20 protein-coding genes and 1 tRNA gene are annotated in these 18823 nt (G+C 46.4%); 8 read left to right on the forward strand and 13 right to left on the reverse strand.

Annotation, left to right across the window (positions count from 1 at the left end):
* The coding region (locus tag EBR25_00410) for a hypothetical protein (protein ID NBW39442.1) at positions 1 to 474 on the forward strand (474 nt) is incomplete at its 5' end.
* 37 nt (positions 475 to 511) lie between these two features.
* On the opposite strand, the gene queG is transcribed toward EBR25_00410, so the two are convergent.
* A complete protein-coding gene (queG, locus tag EBR25_00415) occupies positions 512 to 1570 on the reverse strand; it encodes a tRNA epoxyqueuosine(34) reductase QueG (GenBank protein ID NBW39443.1) in 1059 nt (352 codons plus the stop codon).
* Positions 1571 to 1640: 70 nt separating this feature from the next.
* On the opposite strand from queG, the gene EBR25_00420 reads away from it, so the two are divergent.
* From EBR25_00420 to EBR25_00435, 4 genes are all read left to right on the forward strand, one after another.
* A tRNA-Glu gene (locus EBR25_00420) sits at positions 1641 to 1715 on the forward strand.
* Between the two features lie 347 nt (positions 1716 to 2062).
* The gene (locus tag EBR25_00425) at positions 2063 to 3091 is read left to right on the forward strand and encodes a putative sulfate exporter family transporter (protein NBW39444.1); all 1029 of its coding nucleotides are present in this window, start codon (positions 2063 to 2065) and stop codon (positions 3089 to 3091) included.
* A gap of 216 nt (positions 3092 to 3307) precedes the next feature.
* Complete coding sequence (locus EBR25_00430; GenBank protein NBW39445.1) at positions 3308 to 3838, forward strand: hypothetical protein; 531 nt, start codon at positions 3308 to 3310, stop codon at positions 3836 to 3838.
* 111 nt (positions 3839 to 3949) lie between these two features.
* Complete coding sequence (locus EBR25_00435; protein NBW39446.1) at positions 3950 to 5080, forward strand: polyprenyl synthetase family protein; 1131 nt, start codon at positions 3950 to 3952, stop codon at positions 5078 to 5080.
* A gap of 14 nt (positions 5081 to 5094) precedes the next feature.
* Here EBR25_00435 and EBR25_00440 read toward each other — a convergent pair whose 3' ends face one another.
* Positions 5095 to 6324, reverse strand: coding sequence for a hypothetical protein (locus EBR25_00440; GenBank protein ID NBW39447.1), 1230 nt, complete (start codon positions 6322 to 6324; stop codon positions 5095 to 5097).
* A 352-nt stretch (positions 6325 to 6676) separates the two neighbouring features.
* On the opposite strand from EBR25_00440, the gene EBR25_00445 reads away from it, so the two are divergent.
* The gene (locus tag EBR25_00445) at positions 6677 to 6937 is read left to right on the forward strand and encodes a hypothetical protein (GenBank protein ID NBW39448.1); all 261 of its coding nucleotides are present in this window, start codon (positions 6677 to 6679) and stop codon (positions 6935 to 6937) included.
* A gap of 156 nt (positions 6938 to 7093) precedes the next feature.
* Here the strand turns inward: EBR25_00445 and EBR25_00450 are convergent, their stop codons facing one another.
* The 11 genes from EBR25_00450 to EBR25_00500 all read right to left on the reverse strand — a co-directional run bounded on the left by EBR25_00450 (position 7094) and on the right by EBR25_00500 (position 16728).
* Positions 7094 to 7363, reverse strand: coding sequence for a DUF465 domain-containing protein (locus EBR25_00450; protein ID NBW39449.1), 270 nt, complete (start codon positions 7361 to 7363; stop codon positions 7094 to 7096).
* Positions 7364 to 7614: 251 nt separating this feature from the next.
* Positions 7615 to 8382, reverse strand: coding sequence for a laccase domain-containing protein (locus EBR25_00455; protein ID NBW39450.1), 768 nt, complete (start codon positions 8380 to 8382; stop codon positions 7615 to 7617).
* 3 nt (positions 8383 to 8385) lie between these two features.
* A complete protein-coding gene (locus EBR25_00460; GenBank protein NBW39451.1) occupies positions 8386 to 9366 on the reverse strand; it encodes an RluA family pseudouridine synthase in 981 nt (326 codons plus the stop codon).
* Positions 9363 to 10325 (reverse strand): riboflavin biosynthesis protein RibF, encoded by a 963-nt coding sequence (gene ribF / locus EBR25_00465; GenBank protein NBW39452.1) that lies wholly within the window; start codon positions 10323 to 10325, stop codon positions 9363 to 9365. The genes EBR25_00460 and ribF overlap by 4 nt, the downstream gene beginning before the upstream one ends.
* A gap of 12 nt (positions 10326 to 10337) precedes the next feature.
* Complete coding sequence (locus EBR25_00470; protein ID NBW39453.1) at positions 10338 to 11063, reverse strand: hypothetical protein; 726 nt, start codon at positions 11061 to 11063, stop codon at positions 10338 to 10340.
* A 182-nt stretch (positions 11064 to 11245) separates the two neighbouring features.
* A complete protein-coding gene (gene pal, locus EBR25_00475) occupies positions 11246 to 11689 on the reverse strand; it encodes a peptidoglycan-associated lipoprotein Pal (protein NBW39454.1) in 444 nt (147 codons plus the stop codon).
* A gap of 328 nt (positions 11690 to 12017) precedes the next feature.
* Positions 12018 to 12941 (reverse strand): hypothetical protein, encoded by a 924-nt coding sequence (locus EBR25_00480; protein ID NBW39455.1) that lies wholly within the window; start codon positions 12939 to 12941, stop codon positions 12018 to 12020.
* Positions 12942 to 13058: 117 nt separating this feature from the next.
* On the reverse strand, positions 13059 to 14501 hold the full coding sequence (locus EBR25_00485) for a hypothetical protein (GenBank protein ID NBW39456.1): 1443 nt from the start codon (positions 14499 to 14501) through the stop codon (positions 13059 to 13061).
* A gap of 119 nt (positions 14502 to 14620) precedes the next feature.
* Entirely contained in the window at positions 14621 to 15541 is a 921-nt protein-coding gene (locus EBR25_00490) for a TonB C-terminal domain-containing protein (GenBank protein ID NBW39457.1), read from the reverse strand.
* Between the two features lie 24 nt (positions 15542 to 15565).
* On the reverse strand, positions 15566 to 16006 hold the full coding sequence (tolR, locus tag EBR25_00495) for a protein TolR (protein NBW39458.1): 441 nt from the start codon (positions 16004 to 16006) through the stop codon (positions 15566 to 15568).
* A gap of 29 nt (positions 16007 to 16035) precedes the next feature.
* Positions 16036 to 16728 (reverse strand): Tol-Pal system subunit TolQ, encoded by a 693-nt coding sequence (locus tag EBR25_00500; protein NBW39459.1) that lies wholly within the window; start codon positions 16726 to 16728, stop codon positions 16036 to 16038.
* Between the two features lie 277 nt (positions 16729 to 17005).
* Between EBR25_00500 and gap the strand changes: the two genes are divergently transcribed.
* A complete protein-coding gene (gene gap / locus EBR25_00505) occupies positions 17006 to 18019 on the forward strand; it encodes a type I glyceraldehyde-3-phosphate dehydrogenase (protein NBW39460.1) in 1014 nt (337 codons plus the stop codon).
* 20 nt (positions 18020 to 18039) lie between these two features.
* The gene (locus tag EBR25_00510; protein NBW39461.1) at positions 18040 to 18807 is read left to right on the forward strand and encodes a triose-phosphate isomerase; all 768 of its coding nucleotides are present in this window, start codon (positions 18040 to 18042) and stop codon (positions 18805 to 18807) included.
* The last annotated feature ends 16 nt before the right edge of the window (positions 18808 to 18823 follow it).

Raw genomic sequence — 18823 nt, forward strand, 5'->3', positions numbered from 1 at the left:
GGAGGCGGAGGAGGTGGCCCATCTGCGTCTGCTGGAAATCCCGCGGCAGCATCAATACAGGTGTCCCCAAGAACCATTGATTCTGGAGATAGGTCTCTTGTTACGGTAGAGTTGCGAGATATTCAGGTCGAGGACTCTAACGGGATGATTATTAAGTTGGTGATTCCAGATTCTCTCGACTTCCTTACGACTACCCCCCTTTTCTCTCGTCGAGATCTTGATGATGTTTTAATTGATGCTCGTACTTTCAATGGAAGTAATGTGCAGTACATCCTTTTCTATGTAGATATGGCGAGTATCCCGATATCTCGACGGGAGGCTGAAATTAGCTTTTTGGTTGAAGGAACAGAACTCCTATCCCCAAGCACCGTTGCGGTGGATGTTGATGTTGCTGATGTTGATGATCGACAGACATTCTCGGTAAATAATCCTCGTTTTACCGCATTGTCGTCGACCACGATTGAAGTGAAGTAAATTCGCTTCTGTCTTCTGGAATAACACCGAGACAAAGTTATAGGCTTTTCAAATATCCGTCTGTAAACAGGGCATCTTCTCTTATATAGCTGGACTCATCCGAGAGCGCTAAGTCACCAATTTCTAGGAAGGTCGAATGTGCCTTAGTATTTCGTAGGACCGCGAGAGCGTTTCTCAGCAGCCCTTCTCTTCCAGCTCGCAAAATCGCTCTTCCCTTGAAGTGATCCCTAAATTCCTCCTCTGTTCGTAAATAAAAGAGTGGTTTCAGGTCGAGTTGACTGTGATTTCCATCAAATTCTTCCCATATTGGAATATGATCCCCCTTTAAACGAGTATGATTGAAGGGACATACTTCTTGACAGATATCACATCCAAATAACCACTCTGCTACTGCTTTTGACTCCCATTCCGTAAACTTTCCACGCTTTTCTATTGTTAGGTATGAGATACATTTTCGTGCATCCATAGTATAGGGTTGAACAAATGCTTCGGTCGGGCAATCTTGTATACATTTTTGACAAGAGCCGCACTGGGTATCAATAGTAGCGAGCCTGTTGGATTTCTGAACAACGTTGATATTTGTTAATACTTCACCGAGAAAAAAAAAGCTGCCAATTTTCTCTCGTATTAACATCGTATTTTTACCGATAAATCCGATTCCAGCTCTTTGTGCATAGGCTCTCTCCAAAATGGGGAAGCTATCTGCTACCGGTCGCCAAATGAGTTCCTCTGAGTCGGTGAATGTTTCTTTCAACTTTTGTAGCCGTTTCTTAATTACCCGATGGTAATCCTTTCCTAAAGCGTATCGGGCTATTCTTCCAAATCCTAATTGAAGCGGTTGCTTGGCAAGTGCTCGATAGGGAACGGCAAAGGTTAAGATAGTCGTGGTGCCGGGAACGAATCTTGTCGGTTCTCCCCTCTCCGCTGGGTCACGCTGGAGATAGGACATCTCGCCAGCATAGCCGGATTCTTGCCAGAGGCGTAAACGCGCAATCTCCTCATGATTCAGTTCAGCTTCAGGAGCGATACCCATCAGGTCGATGCCAATCGCTGAGGCGGCCATATTCAGCTCATTCTCACTAATCTGTACCGACATAATCGCCTTTTTCAGTCAATCTCTTGACGAACTCCTCTCTAGTGGGTATCCATACGGTCTCAAGTCAGGCGTCCCCATCGTCTAGTGGTTAGGACACCGGCCTTTCACGCTGGTAACAGGGGTTCGAGTCCCCTTGGGGACGCCAATTCATTCTTCACACTATTGAAGCTCCTTTTGCACTGAAGCCCCTGTTTGCACTGAAGCCCCTGTTTGCACTGAAGCCCCTGTTCGCACTGAAGCCCCTGTTCGCACTGAAGCCCTACCCTTTTGCATTCTAAATTTTGACTGGATCTCTCATGTTTCGCTATACGGTTTCTTTGTCTTGGCTTTTCGCGATCCAATTATCTCTTAAATTATTCAGTTGATCAAAGCTGTGAAATTTTGTGATGCACCTGCATATTTTCAAATCCTGTATGTTTCTTTCGCGAGTTATCCTTATGCAGGCGTGATGGCGGCTATTGCCCCAAACTTCAATGTGCTAAGAAGATACCCATGTTACTTTCCTCCTACAGTCAATACGTAACGGGGTGGAGCCTCTTAGCGGTGATAGCTCTGGTCGCCTCTGTAATCTCTAGCATGATCGAGGTTGCTGGCAAGCATCCCCTTGAAGCAGCTATCCTTGCGATTGTTATCGGAATGGTTTTATCAAACAGCTCAACGATTCCTCGTTCCTGTGAATCTGGGGTCAAGGCGTTCGAAAAACCTCTGGCACTTGGTATCGTGCTTCTTGGAGCATCTTTCAATTACTACCAGTTCTTCGAGCAGGGATTCGCTCTTTTGCTCATAGTCGTCGGAACAATGCTTACAGGTCTTATCGCTATCGTCTTGTTCGCGTATTTTCTGCGATTGCCTCCAAAGTTAGCACTTCTCCTCGGTCTTGGTACTACGATTTGTGGTGGTACCGCTATTGCAATCACAGCACCATTGATGAAGGCGAGTGAGGAAGAGACAAGCTATGCTATCGGAGTAATTGCTCTCTGGGGTATCGCGGCACTCGTCCTCTATCCAACCATCGCTCAATCACTTGGAGTATCAGATGAAGTCTTTGGAATCTTCGCAGGAACGGCAATTCACTCTACTCCCCAGGTTGTGGGTGCTGGTTTTATGTTCTCAGAAGTTGCGGGTAAAACAGCTACCGGCGTGAAGCTCCTTCGCAACTGCTTCATAGCTCCGCTCGCCTTCGGGGTTGCTCTTTGGTTTACTCCTGCGTCAGCTGAAGGAACCTCCGAAAACCGTATGAACGCGAAATACTCGGTAGCAAAGGCGCTTCCGTGGTTTCTCTTCGGATATTTCCTGATGGCGTTTCTGTATAGCGAAGAACTACTACCAGACGGATTCAGTGCTCAAGCAGTATATGTAGGAAAGTTTCTTATCCTCATCGGTATGGCTGGAGTTGGAGCCAATACGCGATTAAACGCTTTCAAAAAGCTGGGATTTACTCCTCTCCTAGCGGGACTTTTCGGGTCCATTATTGTTGCTACGACGAGCGCGATCCTCATCATACAGCTATATCATCAGTAAACCCATCTTTATCAGCTCCAATCCCCATAGAATATCTTAACGACCCCTAACTGCTTTTCTCAGAGAGTCATAGGAGGAATTGCCAATTTTACCATAAATGTTACCAAACACGCTGAAAGAGCATAACTCGTCCCCCTTTTATAGAAGCAGAAAGCTCATTTTTAATGATTAGTAAATGCAAGGTCTGAGAACAAACAGAGAGCCAGGGGATATCGTATGTTATCAAGAATTCAAAAATCAGTATTCACTTTCAATGTGTTTCTTTTACTTCTTGTCAATGTTGCAGACCTTCATGCAAGCACGCTCTGTAACACAGAGCTTAAGCGCTCTCGTTCAGGAAAAGATTTATATCAAACGAAGGAATTTGCCGCCTATCAGGCGAAAAATGGAGATATCGGACTTCAGATGAGTGATCCATTTCTTCAGTCTCAGGAGGTAATTAGGGGAAATGCCGAAGAGGCGGGGTTTACATGGCTCTCGGGAGAAAAGCGAGAATTGAATGGAACGGTAAATGCTTTCGTAGATGTAGTTCAGTGGGAGGGACATTGGGTTATTATCAAGCACGGGGAGTATATCGCAGTAATTAAAAATAAAACGGTTTCATGTAAGGAGTACAACTCAACTTTCTCCGGTGAGCTTCAGGGATATCTCTTCTCTCTGTATGAAAAGGCAGATATGAAATCTATAGCTCTTACTCCCGCTTGGACCTTAGCTGAAAAGCTCTTCGGGAATCTTGATAACGCTTAATCTTACTCGGATACGGAGCTCGTCTGATCTGAGAGAATAAAATCTTGCACCAATACTCCAAATTCGTCTTAGAGTGTGGCATGCTTTGTCCATTCAAGGGGATGATAATTTATGTCAGAGAATGCTAGTAATTATCGAGGATCAAACGTCGCAGAGAATTCTGTAAGAGAGAATTCACATCCAGATTCAGACTCGCAGGCGAAGCTCGGAGCGCAGCTACTTTCCTATCCAGGGATGTCTGAAGTAGAAAACCTCATTCGTTCGAAGTTTACCTCGAATGCCAGCCTCTTAACGGAGATACCCGAGTACCTCCTTGAGCTTGGTGGGAAGCGAATTCGGCCTGCATTGACTCTGTGTACGGCTGATATGTGTGGGATTGCACAAGAATCAAGACACGAGTTGTTTGATATTGCCGCTGGAATTGAGCTTATCCATATGGCTACTCTGCTGCATGATGACATCATCGATCACTCTCCTCTCCGCAGAGGGAAACCTTCTCCCCATATTACTTTTGGAGAATCAGCCACACTATTAGCTGGAGACTTTCTTCTGGTTCGAGCCTTTTCGCTCTGCGCGCACCTAGACGAGTTTATCGTTCAAGAGACAGAGTCAGCGTGCGTGCAGCTGACAGAGGGAGAAATTCTGGAGGCACCGCTATCGAAACAAATATGTACCCAAGAAAGGAGCCTTTTGATTGCAGAAAAAAAGACGGCCTCGCTCTTTGGACTAGCCGCTGTATCAGGAGCCCATATTGCCAATGTGCCCAAAGAGGTCGAGGCCTTACTCAAAACCTTCGGGATAGAGCTCGGCATTGCTTTTCAAGTCCTCGATGATGTTCTTGATGTTGTTGCGGATGAGGGGCTTTTAGGCAAGCGATGTGGCGGAGATCTCGTCGAACAGAAGCCCTCGATTATTAATGTTCTCTGGCTTGAATCCGGCGACTCGTTCTCAAAGGATGTTCTTTTATCAGAAACTCCTCCCTCGGAGGATATCGTAAAGGATGCGCTGGAATATCTTCGACAGGGAGATGGTCAGGGTATTGTCCTACAGGCTAAGCAGATCGCCGAGCAAAGGATCCAGAGGGCTGAAAAAGCCTTGAATAGCGCTGTAGCAATCCTGCAATCTCCTGCTGGCGAAAGTCGTGGAGGTGAAAACGGGAATACTCGAGCAAGGGAATTTTCGTCGTTTGCGCACATGCTCCTTACTGGACTCTTAAACTACACCGTTAAGAGACTAAAGTGAGTAGATCATGCTCGCTAAACACGGCCTGTCTCTTGTCCAGGGATTCCGTAGGCGATATCTTCGAGCTCACGGAGGTGAAGTTTTACATCATCAGGAAGGTATGTTCCACCGCTTCCAGAGTAAGCACCGATGAGAATCTCTCTCAACAGGAGGAAGCTCTTGCGAGCAAGTTCTGTATCTGCTTGGAGTCGAATGGCACGCTCTAAGAGCATTTCTGGTAGCTCATACATGAAATACCCTGGTAGCTCACGATACGCTTGAGCAAGAAGCAACAATTTCTCTGCTTCATTTTTGGCATGTAACGTTGTTCCCTCATTCAGTTCACGATGTATAGTTGCGGTCACTCTTAAGAGCTCTATAACACCTCCCCCACTGATTTGCTGTTCTTTGTTGAGACCAGACTGAAGTAAGTTCTCAATCGGAGTCTGCGCATCTTTTTCCCACCTTTTTAGGCCCTGTTCCCAAAGAAACAACTCACTATTCTCTCTTCGTGAAAGTTTACGACCATTTTTATAGTTTCTGAGCTCCTCTAGGATAACCGTGGGATTTTGTCCCACACGAACTTTAATAGTGAGCCATTTTGCCAACATCCGATCACGTTCGTATGGGATCTCTGACTTTTTAGCAATGGAGAGGAAAGCTGCGGCAGCCCGCTCAAACTGACGTGATGCCAGTAGATAGTCGGCTATAACCAGCGGATCCTTGATCTCAGAGAAGAACTGCTCATCGAAGGAGGGATTCGGAAACTCGGCGCCCTTTAGTCGTGTATGGCATGAAATACAGTATTGGCTAAAGCTCTTTATCTGCCATAGCGCATAGCCCCGTTCGCCTTCCTTGAAGCGAGTATTTGCATCTTCAACCATTCTTGCGATTGACTGTAAAAGAAAACGATAGGTTGGTTCAGAGGAGAATCGCGATTTTCTTAATTCATCCTTATGAAAAGAATTCTCAAGGTCGGCCAACAGAGATTGTATCTCCCCGTCAATCTCCCCAGAAAGAAATTTCTTCTCATTAATGGAATGTCTAAATAGCTGATGAAAAGATTGATAGAGCGTTTGCATCTCTCCCTTAATCTCTTCTGTTGTTGGCAGGTTGGGAGAAGCCTTTGGCGTATCAGCAATAATCAGCAAGGGAGCGGCTAAAAAAACCATAAAGAAGGCAATGGTGATTCGGATACGATATATTCGGGCAGTAGTGTGTTTCATTTTGTCACTTCCAAAAAGGAACGCCTGAGATAGTCTCATTTCTCACGTTCATCCCCCAGAATCATAACGAAGACATCCTGATTTCTACATATAAATCCTCAGGTATATCGTGCGGGCATTATCTTCGACTCAACTACAGAAAGGCAGAGCGATATCAAATAACTATAACGATTACAGTTACTTGCTGCCACTAAGGCACCTGCGTGTTTCGCTCAGCCATAACCTTACAAGCTCCCGGAATTGCCGGCACCGTGAGCTATTCCAGCTACCACTGAATGCTTCAAGCGGTAGAACTGGAGGTACTACGGCATTTTTTTGGGGTTTTCGCACAGGTGATTCATGGATGAAGCACTGGAGATCATAGATTATGACCCGCGAAAGACTACCACAAATGGACCTCTCCCACTCGTGGGGAAAGGGATACGATCCAGTTCATGAGCTTATGCGAGCTATTATTCTTCGAGCTGTTGAAGACTATAATTCAAAGGGCGAACTCAAAGAGGAAGCTATTGAATATATGAATTCAGAGGAAGAGGAATATATCTTCTCATTTCGGGCAATTTGTCGACGATTTGGCTTTGATCCCGATAAGACAAGATACGCAATCATGAATGCCCAACATCGCATCAGTACGAGGCGGCGTGCGGCATAATGGTCTTTGAAGAAGAACTTCAAAGGCTTCCCCACTGCGCTGTTGATCACAGTTTGTGCATCTGGGAGGTGGAAATCAGAGGCAACTGAGAAAGAAACTCTGCTTCCCCTCCCCGATGGATAGCGTAAAGCCGGACAGTTCTGAGAAATCTATTCCCTACATCCCGACAGCAGATTGAAGAGCCTCTGAATATTCCTCTCTTAGCGGTTGACGCGACTGGTAGAGAATGCGAGCTAATTCATCTTTACTTTGTAGTTTTTTGCGTTTCAGGAGAGTAATCTCTTGTTGATCTTCACTGGTAAATCCAATTTTCTTTGCCAGAAGTCGCAGCCGTTCTTCATAGCCTTTATGCTTCTTAATTAAACGGCGTACATTTCTATCATTTTTTGCGAGCCGGGTAAGTTCCAAACGGTCTGAGGTATTCATGACTACTCCTCTATAAAATTAGGCGTACTTCTGAGAGTGGATAGCCGTTCAAAACAAGGCGTAACTGTCCATATCAGAAAAAAACAGGCGTCTCCTCTCTAACCTGCGTCTCCGTAAGACCAATCCCTTGTATAACGACTACCCCCCAAGAATAACGAGCAGAAAGAGTGGGTGGTGAACTTTCTACGAACAAAACAGCGGTCTAAAAAAAAGGGCTGTTGTTAAGGGAAGATAAGTACCGAATGCTGATTCTAACGGTGTGAATCAAAGCCAACTACGGAGTAGTTACGAGCCTGTATTGTGGCAGCTCCTCCCTCGAGAGCGAGTTGAGCGTGCCGTCGATGTGAATAGAAGCGGGAGTCACTCATAGTATGAAGAGTTGTTTTCTCAATTTGAGCAGTAACCCCCATTCGTTGAATTTGAAAGCATGCTTCTGCATACATATCGAGATGAACTGCCCCATGTGGCATGCGAAATGTAGATTTCGGGAAGAGCTCTAGAAATTCCTCGCCAACCTGATACAGCATCGGATCGGCACACGGCCCAATGGCAATGTAGCGCGGACAGTCGCTCTTCAGTTCAAACTGCCTAAGGGTTTTAGCGATAATTCCGTTTTGCAATCCTCTCCATCCAGCATGGACCAGAGCAATCCAATGAGCTCCAAAAAATAGAAGCGGTAGACAGTCTGCTGTCTTAATGCAAAAACCAAGGCCACTACCGACTAATGCGTCTCTGGACAGAAACCACGCATCAGCCGAAATGGGATAGTAGTGAAGAGAATCCTCCTCTGAAAACACTGCCCTATCAAGGTCATGGGGGCTGTCTATCACGATCAGATTGTTCTCATGTACCTGATGAAGTGCTAGTAGACGGGTCGTGCCATGTATTCTGCCGCGAGTATCATGAACCGTTTGTGTAAGAGCGCTTCCGCCGAATCCACTGAATCCTGTACAACCCAGGTGCGCGATGAGATTCTTGGAAGACAGGAGCTGAGTTGCATGATCGAACTGGAAACTCATAGGTCAGTTCAGCTGTCGAAAGCGCTTTAATGCTTCCTCTATGTCATGAGGAAGCTCTGATACATAAGAGAGTGTCTCGCCAGATTGTGGGTGCTTAAAGTGAAGCTCACATGCATGAAGTGCTTGTCGCCCAAGCGTATCCACAATCTGCCCCGCAGCTGGTGAAAGGGTATCAAATTTTCCGTACAATTGATCACCCAGGACACCACTATTTACCGAATCAAGATGTACGCGTATTTGATGAGTTCTTCCAGAATGAATGGTCAGCAGTAGCAAATATGCGTGAGGGAGACGCTCCTGAACGACCCAGTCAGTTCTGGCGGCACGACCATCCTCTCGGATGCACATTTTTGTTCTGTGATGACTATCCCTCCCGATGGGTGAGTCGATACTTCCAGAATCTTCTCTATCGAAGGGTTGGCCGCCCTTCATATTTCTGACCACAAGTGATGTATATCTCTTAATAAGGGACCTCTCTTGAAATTGATAGGACAAAGCAGCTTGGGCCTGTAGTGTCTTTGCCACTATCAATAAGCCCGAGGTATCTCGATCCAAGCGGTGTACGATGCCTGGGCGAGGATTACCTGGAAACTGTTGAGGATTAATCACTCCCATGCCAATCAGAGCATTCATAAGAGTCTGATGACCAGTTCCCGCCCCGGGATGAACGGTAAGCTGAGGAGGCTTATCAATAATTGCTATCGATTCATCTTCAAAAAGGATTGGTAAGCGTAAATCATATGGCTGGAGCAGTGCATCTTGCTCTTCTTTCCACTCAAGTATCGTGCACTCATCACCAGGAGATACGATACTTCCACTCTTAGAAGCGGGTATCCCATTGAGCAATACCAATCCATTCTCAATACGTCGCTTAAGTTGAGAGCGAGATAATTGGATTCCATCCTGTATATTTATTAAATCAATCAAGATGCGGTCAATTCGCCCCATACAGTCTTTTGGGACCGTAATATGAATGGTCTTCATTGCAATACCTCATGGGCGCGATTTATATCGGCGAGGATTTGCGTTTTTAGCTCTTCTATTGAGGGAAAGCGTTTTTCATCTCTCAAGAATGCACAAAACTCAAGGGTTAGAATCTCTCCGTAGCATGAAAGTTGCCGTTCAACCAATAAATGAGCCTCAATCGAGACACGAGGTCCTTGGGGCGGCGTTTTACCCTTCTGGGTATGGAAGGTTGGGCGAGTTCCAACATTCACAACGGCAGGAAGGTTGGCCTCTTCTCCAATGGTAGCACGAGCTGCATAGACGCCATGTCGTAAAGGTGTTGGAAATGGAAGATGGAGATTTGCCGTTGGAAAACCGAGCGTCTTCCCTCTTCCATCCCCTTTTACTACTTTGCCTTCTAGGATAACGGGACGGCCTAATAGTACTTCGGCTTCTGTTATGTTTCCTTCCCTCAGTAATCGACGAATTTCTCTTGAGCCGATTTTTTCTTTATCTGCGCAATGAAGTAGCGAGGCAATTTCGAAAAGCATCCCTCTTGAGTTGCATAGTTCTCTCAGCACTTCAGTATTGCCGCTGCGGTTTTTTCCGATAGAAAAATCTGATCCAACAACAAGTGCTTTGCAGTTTAAATTCGCTATCAAATACCGCTGAACAAATTCTTCGGGTGACATCGCAGCAACTTCCGGAGTAAAGCGAATCAAGTAGAAAGCCTCAACTCCCAGATTCTCGAGTATTTGCATTTTTTGTCTCAGTGAAGAGATTTTTTCGGGGTTATAGTCGGAACGCAGAACAGAGAGCGGATGGGGGTAAAATGAAACAACTACTGGAGCATAATGTTTGCGTTTCGCGGTCGCTACAACTTTACGAATAAGACTGATGTGCCCCTTATGAAGCCCATCGAAGCTCCCTATTGTGCAGGCAGAATGCGACAACTCATTTTCATGTAAGGCTGACGGAGCTCTAACAAGCCTTAACATAATACCCAGCAACTACTGAAGTGTTTTTAATTTTTCCCGAGCATCTTTCGCTTCGGGTGATGCTGGAAACTGGGCTATGAGCTTCTGGAGGGTTAATCGTGCTGTATTCATATCTCGCATTCGAATCAAAACCGAGGCTTGCCGAAAAAGTGCTAGAGGTGCCCGATCGTGCGATGCAAATTCATTCGCGAGAGAAAGATACGACGAGAGCGCCTGAGGATTGTTTGCGATCCCCTCATGACATACCGCCACCCAGAAAAGCGCCCTAGCGCGGATATCAGGGAGTAAATCACTAGTAACAAGGGATTGTAATCCTGGAAGTGCTAGTTGATAGTTTCCAGTGCGTATTCGAGTCAGCTCGTTCATGAAAACACGGGCCAATTCAGGCTCTAGTGAGGAAACAAATATCTCATCAGCCTCAAGGGCAATGAGAGGGACGAGTGCTGGAGGTGGCATCCTTCTTTGAAGGCGAGATAAATCTGCCTTAAGAGTATTAACATCACCACTGAATCTTTGTGCTTGAGAGAACTCGACTTCTTCTATTCTCCCTGAGATTCTTCTCGAGCGGTCCTCCAGAGCATCAACTCTCGCAACAATCTCTGCTTGTACGCCTCGCATGTCATCGAGTCCATTTTCAATTCTGTCGATACGACCCAAGAATTGTCCAGGGAAAGAACAACCAGTGGTAAAGTTCTGAAGCGCTAAGAGGCAAACGAGCAAATATAGAGATAATCTCATAGTGGTCTACAGTCTAAAGGAAGAAGATGAATAAACACAACGCACAGATTGCCTTCGCGAGAACAAAATACGGCGACTAGCCAAGGTCGAACACCGCCCAGCTAGACGCCGTTATTGCTGTCTCACTACACCGAGAAAAATCCCAGCTAGCTACCAAACAAGTCAAATCTCAAAGAGCAGAACTATTTTTCCACCCGGAAATGCACTCTGCGGTTTTGAGACCATGCAGACTCGTTATGACCCGGAGCAAGTGGCTGGTCTTCCCCATAACTCACCATGCTCATACGATCGCTCTCAATCCCTAAGCCTCGAAGATAGTCGTAAGCAGACTGAGCACGACGTTGACCCAACGCGAGGTTGTATTCCCGTGTCCCACGCTCATCACAGTGACCTTCAAGGGTAACGTCTACGCCAGAGTGGCTCTTCAGCCATTTCGCGCTATTCTTTAAGCTCTCCTTAGCCTCACTCGTAAGATCAGACTTATCGAAGGCAAAATGAACATCTTTCAACACCCTACCTGCTTCGGCATAAGGAACGTTTCCTATTGAACGCGGCCTAGTGGTACAGGTACATGCGGAAATAAAAAATACACTCGCAGCAAGTACTATTAATCTGACTGATTTCATTCTGTGACTCTCCAAAATACTTTTCCGGCTGTTTCTCAAGAACTTACCAAGATGCCTGCACTTACCAAGATGCCTGCACTTACCAAGATGCCTGGTTTCGCATGGAACCTTGCAACTGAGAAGTCCTGAACCTTTCTTAAGAAATCCCCTATGTTTACAACATACTAACAGCCGAATTTCAAGGTGTTAAATCACGAAACGGGTGTCTATATGTCGATGGGCATACCAATTCCTCACGAGAGAGTGTTTTTAAGAAGTATTGAAAGCCAATCTCAGGACGGAACACGTGGTTCTAGGCTTCCAGCAACGAGAGGAGTGCGTAAGCCCTCTAATCACTGTCCCCCTCCCTGATCAGGAAAAATCCATCAGAACCGGTGGGCTGGTAGCGTGGAAGGAAAATCATTCCTCGAAACGGTGAAGAAATAGGCCCAGAATTATCATCGGCTAAGTGCTCCCCTTCGGAGATGCTTTGGAAGTTACTAAAGCCGGGGCGCATCTTAAACCCGTCGTTCTCTTCTAGTCTATGGATATGACTAATTTCAAAACACTCAGGCAGATGAGCAGTCTGAGAGCGAAGTAATTCTCGGTATTTATCTTGGACCATTGTCAGACAATGACCTTCTAAGGAACCTGCTGCTAGTAATCCATTCCAAATCGCAGCCTCGAGGTTATCAATGGAGCGCAGAGCTTCGTGCTGTCCGCCTTCCACGACTACGGTATGAATGCCCTGCTGAGCGGCATATAAATAGAATAATCCGCTAATTCCCTGTTTCTCCAGACCTTGCATGCGAGGCAGCGGGAAATGTCTCGCAAAATCGAGGCACGAATGATTATCCGCTACACCAAGAAATGGAGCCGATGGACCCGAGGTCGTGTGCAGATCTAGGCAAAAAACTGGCCCGGTCTTTTTTGCTTCACTCACCACTTCCAAAAAGAGCTTTTTCACCTGTTGTAGCTCGTCTAACTCGCGACACCCTTTCCTGATCACTGGGTCGGCAAGAGGCTCCTTCCCCCAAAGTCGATTCAGGTCATAGTCGAGGTATCGTACGTTTGCTTTGCTTGCAGCTAGGTTTCCATGAATCGCAATTAAGCGCCCAGAAAACCCGACGTTTTCAACCTCTAATTGAGAAATGACTCGCTTCGCAGCTATAACACCCGCTGGTTCATTTCCATGTAGGGCAGCCATGACAATGATCGTAGGAGAAGTTGAGCCCCCAGAGGAGAAATCTCCTATTAATCTTTCTTGGTCCATGAGATATCCGTCTTACTTTTTCCTTGCAGTCGTGAACACTGCAAGTATAGGAAGCTTTCGCGTATGAACAAAGTTTAATTTGAAAATACTACTTGCTGATTCTACGAGAGAAGATACTTACGAAAAAGGCACAGGTCCCCACGCCGGATCCGTGTCATCAGTTCGAGAATCTGAAAGGAGTCGGAATCCGGTTCCATCGGCTCTCATAATCGCGATGTTGTACGATCCTGTTCGACCATAAGTAGTAGAGAAAGCAATCTCCTCCCCATTTGGAGACCATTCTGGGTCTTCATTGAAGTGCGAGCTTGTAAGCTGAAGAGGATCGGTGCCATCGGGCTGAGAAGTAAATATATTATAGCCACCATCAGAACGACAGACATAAGCAATCCGATCTCCGGTCGGCGACCAGTCAGGTGAGGTGCAGTAGTTCGCATTTGTAAAACTCACCCTCTGTACATCACCGCCATCCTTATTCATCACATAAATCTGTGGTCCCCCAGAGCGGTTAGAACAAAATACTATTCGCTCTCCATCTGGAGACCACTTCGGAGACACATCGATTACTCCATACTGAGAGGTTAGCTTACGAACAGGTGTGCCATCAGGGCGCATAAGAACAATATGAGACTGTTTACCTAAAGAAACGGCAGTAATCAGGCTTTTTCCATCAGGTGAGAAGCTCCCTCCAATTTCGAGTTCGCGTCCAGATGTAATGGGACGAGACTGGTCACGATCGAAATCATAGAGAAACAACTCAGGGATTCTTTTTTGATAGCTTGTGTAGAGAATTTGTTGGCCATTTGGATGAAATGCTGGGGCGATGGTAAGTCCACGCTCATCGGTTAATTGCCGCACCTCGCCGCCATCAATATTCATCCGAAACAATTCTTTAAACCTACCAACACGCGAAGCAAAAACAATCTTACTCCCGAAGACCCCAGATTTTCCCGTGAAATACTGAACGATTTCATTCGAGAAGCGGTCGGCTATCTCTGAGAGTTGTGCAAAACTTCCCTCGTATTCTTTCCCGAATGCAATTTTTTGGCGCTGGACATCAAACAGGTACATTTGCAGAGTCAGACGTCCTCCAACTTCTTGCAATGTTCCTCTGACGAGACCCTCTGCGCCGATCACTGACCAATCCGAAAAAGCAAAGGCAGTTGGTGATTCGAGGCACTTCCCAGGGGATTCGATGAAGGCTTTCGGGTCAATAACATGAAAGAATCCTGAGGAACTCAGATTTTTCGATACTGCCCTTGGAAGATTCTCCGCTCCAGAGTGCGCACCTTGAGGGGCACAAAGAACTGGAATCGCAATGGGATATTTCTTTCCGGAGCCCTGAACAAAAATGTCAGTCTGGGCGAAAGCTTGCGGCAAAAAGCCAGAAGTATACATTCCCAAAAAGCACAGGAAATAGATACTCAGTGTCGAGAGAATTCGTGTTGAGAGAAATAACGAGTCACTTGGGGTGAACCACGTTCGGTGTGTTACGCAAACCCTTTGGAAGAGAGAAGCCTCTTTACAGGGAGTTCTTAGAACGGAAAGGGTATCTTGTATCATAGGAGTCCAGCTGTAGAGACCGTAATTTATACCCTCAAAGACTACGAAACAGTATCGATTTGGACAAGTGGAGGAGAAGATTTTATAGAGCGAAAGAGCCTTAGCATATCTGAGGAGAATCAGTATATCTGAGGAGAAAACGTCATCCGCACCTCTTTAAAATATTTATAAACGGTAGCCGGTGGCGGCGGGACGGGATCCGCTTTTTGAACAGCGCGTACCACGGATTCATCGTATTTTCGGTTCCCTGAGGGATTACATAACCGTACGGAGATAAGCCCTCCTTCGGGAGACAGCTCAAAGCATACGCTAGCCTTTAGCGCAGCAGTCGGATCGTGCCATGCCCAACCACTCTTTACATACTGCTCGAGTAGCTCTTGATACTGAAAAAACTCCGGCGGTCGGGACTCCCCTCCACCAAAGCCGTTTCCACCCTGACCAGATGAGCCGTATCCCTTCCCACCTGCATCCGTTGATTCACCAGTATATTTCTTTACTGCCCGTTCAAGCGCACTGTTAATCTCATCCAATGTTGGAGCCTTTTCTTTCTGAGAGCTTTCTTTCTTTTTATTTACGACCTGCTTCTTCTTCGAAGAAGATTTAGCCACTACCTCTTTCTTGGGTGGCTTCGGCTTACTGGTACTCTTCTTTTTTTCGGGTTTTACCTTCACCGGAACTGGTGTTGCCTTTACCTTCACCGACTTTTTCGGAAGAGCTACCTCAGCCTTTTCTTTTGCATGTGTCACTTTCTCTTTTACAGCTGCTGTTTTTTTTGGTTGTTTGATGCTTGGGGTGGGAACACTCTTCCTTTTTGTTTGTTTTGGGGCCTGAGAAATCGCTCCTCGCTTCGCTCCACTCTCTATACTAACGGAGTAGACAATAGGAGCACCGAAGTTACTGATACCCCCGCCCAGACCGATGAAAAGGAGAAATATGAGGAGATGTCCTACGAGTGATGCGGCAAAGCCAAGCTGATAGTCACTACCCTTAAACACAGCTAAAAAACTTACCCTTACAATGAAACTTACTACTGTCTCTATTAATAAGAATGACCAAGTGACCTCTTATCTTCTTTTGCTCTCTGATTTTTGGGGAGGTGCTGGATCTGATATTAAACCAATTTGTGTAATGCCTCCCCGATGCAGCCGTCCCATTACTTCCATGATAGTTCCATAGTCGATGGCAGTATCTCCCTGAATGTAGATCTTCTGTACGCCCCCTTTTGCTAACATGACAGCTTTAACCTTGTCTGCAAGTTGGGAGAGTGGGACTTCATTGCCAGAGCCGAGAAAAAGCTTTCCTGTAGAATCTACAGACAGCACTACCTGCTCAGAGTCACCTTGCAAAGGAGCGGTAGTCGCTTTAGGGAGGTTTACTTCAACACCCTGTTGGAGCATCGGAGCAGTAACCATAAAAATAATCAAGAGTACTAACATGACGTCCACGAGTGGCGTTACGTTAATATTTGCTACAGGGCCTTCGCCCCCAGGTCCAGAAAGTGCCATTTACTTCTTAATCCTTTCTTCAACGCGTACTAAGCAAGGTTCTCGCCGACAACCACTAAGAATTCCTCCTGAAAGCGATCCATAGACTCTCGAGCTCTACGGATTGCTACCGTAAAGTAGTTGTAGGCGATAGCAGCAGGTATTGCCGCGCCAAGACCGATGGCGGTAGCAACGAGCGCCTCCGATATCCCAGGCGCTACGGCTTGGATGGTAGTAAGCTGGGAGTTCCCCAAACTGTGAAACGCATTCATGATACCCCAAACAGTACCAAATAATCCGATGAACGGGGCGGAACTGGCCGTAGTTGCCAGAAAGGTCACGCCTTGCTCTAACCGATGGCTTTGCTGAAGCCCAGCTCTTTCGACTGCCCTTTTGACCGGATCAAGGTCTTGTATCTCCACGAGGCGCCCTGTGGAATTCATTTTTTGGATAAGTTGGTTCAGTTCTCGAAAACCAGCGACAAAAAGCTGGGTAACGTATCCATCGAGTAGTCTTCTGGTTGAGCTGTTTGCGCGACCAATATCACGACTCTCCCAGAACACCTCTTGAAATTCCTCCGATTGACGAGTAGTTTTTCGAAATTGAAGTACCTTGCCAATGGTAATTGCCCAACTTAACAAGGATTGAATAATCAAAATAAATAGTACGGATTGTACAATGGGGCCTGAGCCCGCGACCATCTCGAACACTCCACCTGAGAGAATTCCCCCTTCAGCTTCCATACTTAGCTAACTCCGTATTAAACTCACCGATTTACTGCGTAAGAATAGACACAGTATGGCAAAATTCGCCAGAGAAGAGTATCTGATATGAAGCTTCTCTCGCCACTTCTCTGTACGTATCCTTCACACTGGGATACCGCCAAATTCCACGAAAATGGCTTTATTTCTCGTTCGAATCGCCCCAATGGAACGTGATAGCCTACTGACGAAGAAGTGTTGCCTTCAGTGGCAAACGCGATAATATTCGGGGGGTTCTTTTTTTGAGAGGAGATTACAGATGAAGATTGCAATTAATGGATTTGGGCGAATCGGGCGAATCGTTTTCAGACATTTTCTGAAAAACAAAGCAGATTTCCCGAACCTGGAGATTGTAGCCATTAACGACCTCACGAATGGAGAGACTCTTGCCCACCTCCTGCAATACGACTCGGTTCATGGGAAGCTCAATGAAAAGGTCTCTTATCAAGACAACAGCTTAACGATTGGGGGGAGTACGGTAACAATTCTCGCTGAACGGGACCCTGCGAGTCTCCCATGGAAAGCTCTCGGAGTTGATCTCGTACTCGAATGTACAGGAGTTTTCACGAAGCGAGACGCTGCTCAAAAGCATCTCGAAGCGGGGGCAAAAAAGGTGTTGATATCAGCACCGTCTCCAGACCCAGATTTGACCCTCGCTTACGGGGTAAATACCGAAAGTTATCTGGCATCAGAACATCAGATAATAAGTTGTGCTTCATGTACTACGAACTGTCTCGCCCCAGTGGCCAAGGTGATTGATGAGAACTTCGGGATTGTACGAGGCACCATGACCACGATTCATGCATATACAAACGATCAAAGAATCCTGGACCTTCCTCATAAAGATCTTCGGCGTGCTCGCGCGGCAGCACTCTCGCTGATTCCAACCTCAACTGGGGCTGCCAAGGCAGTAGGGCTTGTCTTACCCAACCTTAAGGGGAAAGTTGATGGTTTTGCGGTGCGAGTTCCTACACCAGATGCCTCGCTTGTGGATTTTGTCGTCGAAGTAAAAGACGGCGTAACGAAAGAAGCGGTAAACAGCGCCTTAAAAAAGGCGTCAGAGACTCAATTGAAAGGAGTTTTAGGCTATTCTGACGAGCCTTTGGTGAGTGTTGACTACATCGGCAACACAAATTCATCAATTGTGGACGGAATATCGACGATGGTTATCGAGGATACGCTGGTGAAAGTTGTTGCTTGGTATGATAATGAGATGGGCTTTTCAGCGAGAATGATGGACGTTAGCAGACTTATCTCAGAAAAAGGTCTTTAATTAACGGAGCTAGCATCCTCATGAGCAGAAGTTTCCACCTGGCCGCAAATTGGAAGATGCACTTCGTCGCATCCGAAGCACGGTCTCTGTATGAGAGCGTAGTAGCAATGGTAGAAGCAACGGAGCAGAGAGAGTCGGCAAACAAAGTATCCGTTAGTGTTGCCGCTCCAGCGGTGCATCTTGCTACTTTGTCAGCGGTTCGTTCTCCCATGGTCGAATATGGCTCACAAAATATTCATCATGAGAAGTCTGGCGCATTCACAGGAGAGATTTCGGTTCCAATGGTTCAAGACTATGGGGCTACCTTTGCCCTAGTGGGTCACTCCGAAAGACGGATAATGTTCGGAGAGACTGAAGATCTCTTGGCACAAAGGGCTGAGGGTGCGCTTCAACAGGGACTACGGATTATTTACTGTGTCGGTGAGACTTTGGAACAGCGAGAGCAAGGTGAAACCTCTCAAGTACTGAACACTCAAATGAGTACCATAGGGCATTTGTGCGATAAGTTTTTTGACTTGATAACCATTGCCTATGAGCCCGTATGGGCTATCGGAACCGGGAAGGTAGCTTCTCCAGAGGAAATTCAACGAGCTCACCAGGAGGTAAAAGCGCTGGGAAGAGCCTTTGCGCCGTCGAAGTCAGATCTTCCTGTTTTATACGGAGGGAGCGTCAAGCCTGATAACATTCAGAGTCTCTTAGAGATTAGTGAAGTGGACGGCGCTCTTGTCGGTGGTGCAAGCCTGAGCTTTGATTCCTTCAGGGCGTTGTACGAGGGGAGTTGCCAGTAGCATCTCCTCATTGAGT

The organism is bacterium (assembly GCA_009926305.1).
Classification (GTDB): Bacteria; Bdellovibrionota_C; UBA2361; order UBA2361; family RFPC01; genus RFPC01.

Coding starts and splice junctions, on each gene's coding strand:
- queG (NBW39443.1), bottom strand. CDS start 1,570: ATGTCGGTACAGATTAGTGAGAATGAGCTGAATATGGCCGCCTCAGCG.
- EBR25_00425 (NBW39444.1), top strand. CDS start 2,063: ATGTTACTTTCCTCCTACAGTCAATACGTAACGGGGTGGAGCCTCTTA.
- EBR25_00430 (NBW39445.1), top strand. CDS start 3,308: ATGTTATCAAGAATTCAAAAATCAGTATTCACTTTCAATGTGTTTCTT.
- EBR25_00435 (NBW39446.1), top strand. CDS start 3,950: ATGTCAGAGAATGCTAGTAATTATCGAGGATCAAACGTCGCAGAGAAT.
- EBR25_00440 (NBW39447.1), bottom strand. CDS start 6,324: ATGAGACTATCTCAGGCGTTCCTTTTTGGAAGTGACAAAATGAAACAC.
- EBR25_00445 (NBW39448.1), top strand. CDS start 6,677: ATGGACCTCTCCCACTCGTGGGGAAAGGGATACGATCCAGTTCATGAG.
- EBR25_00450 (NBW39449.1), bottom strand. CDS start 7,363: ATGAATACCTCAGACCGTTTGGAACTTACCCGGCTCGCAAAAAATGAT.
- EBR25_00455 (NBW39450.1), bottom strand. CDS start 8,382: ATGAGTTTCCAGTTCGATCATGCAACTCAGCTCCTGTCTTCCAAGAAT.
- EBR25_00460 (NBW39451.1), bottom strand. CDS start 9,366: ATGAAGACCATTCATATTACGGTCCCAAAAGACTGTATGGGGCGAATT.
- ribF (NBW39452.1), bottom strand. CDS start 10,325: ATGTTAAGGCTTGTTAGAGCTCCGTCAGCCTTACATGAAAATGAGTTG.
- EBR25_00470 (NBW39453.1), bottom strand. CDS start 11,063: ATGAGATTATCTCTATATTTGCTCGTTTGCCTCTTAGCGCTTCAGAAC.
- pal (NBW39454.1), bottom strand. CDS start 11,689: ATGAAATCAGTCAGATTAATAGTACTTGCTGCGAGTGTATTTTTTATT.
- EBR25_00480 (NBW39455.1), bottom strand. CDS start 12,941: ATGGACCAAGAAAGATTAATAGGAGATTTCTCCTCTGGGGGCTCAACT.
- EBR25_00485 (NBW39456.1), bottom strand. CDS start 14,501: ATGATACAAGATACCCTTTCCGTTCTAAGAACTCCCTGTAAAGAGGCT.
- tolR (NBW39458.1), bottom strand. CDS start 16,006: ATGGCACTTTCTGGACCTGGGGGCGAAGGCCCTGTAGCAAATATTAAC.
- EBR25_00500 (NBW39459.1), bottom strand. CDS start 16,728: ATGGAAGCTGAAGGGGGAATTCTCTCAGGTGGAGTGTTCGAGATGGTC.
- gap (NBW39460.1), top strand. CDS start 17,006: ATGAAGATTGCAATTAATGGATTTGGGCGAATCGGGCGAATCGTTTTC.
- EBR25_00510 (NBW39461.1), top strand. CDS start 18,040: ATGAGCAGAAGTTTCCACCTGGCCGCAAATTGGAAGATGCACTTCGTC.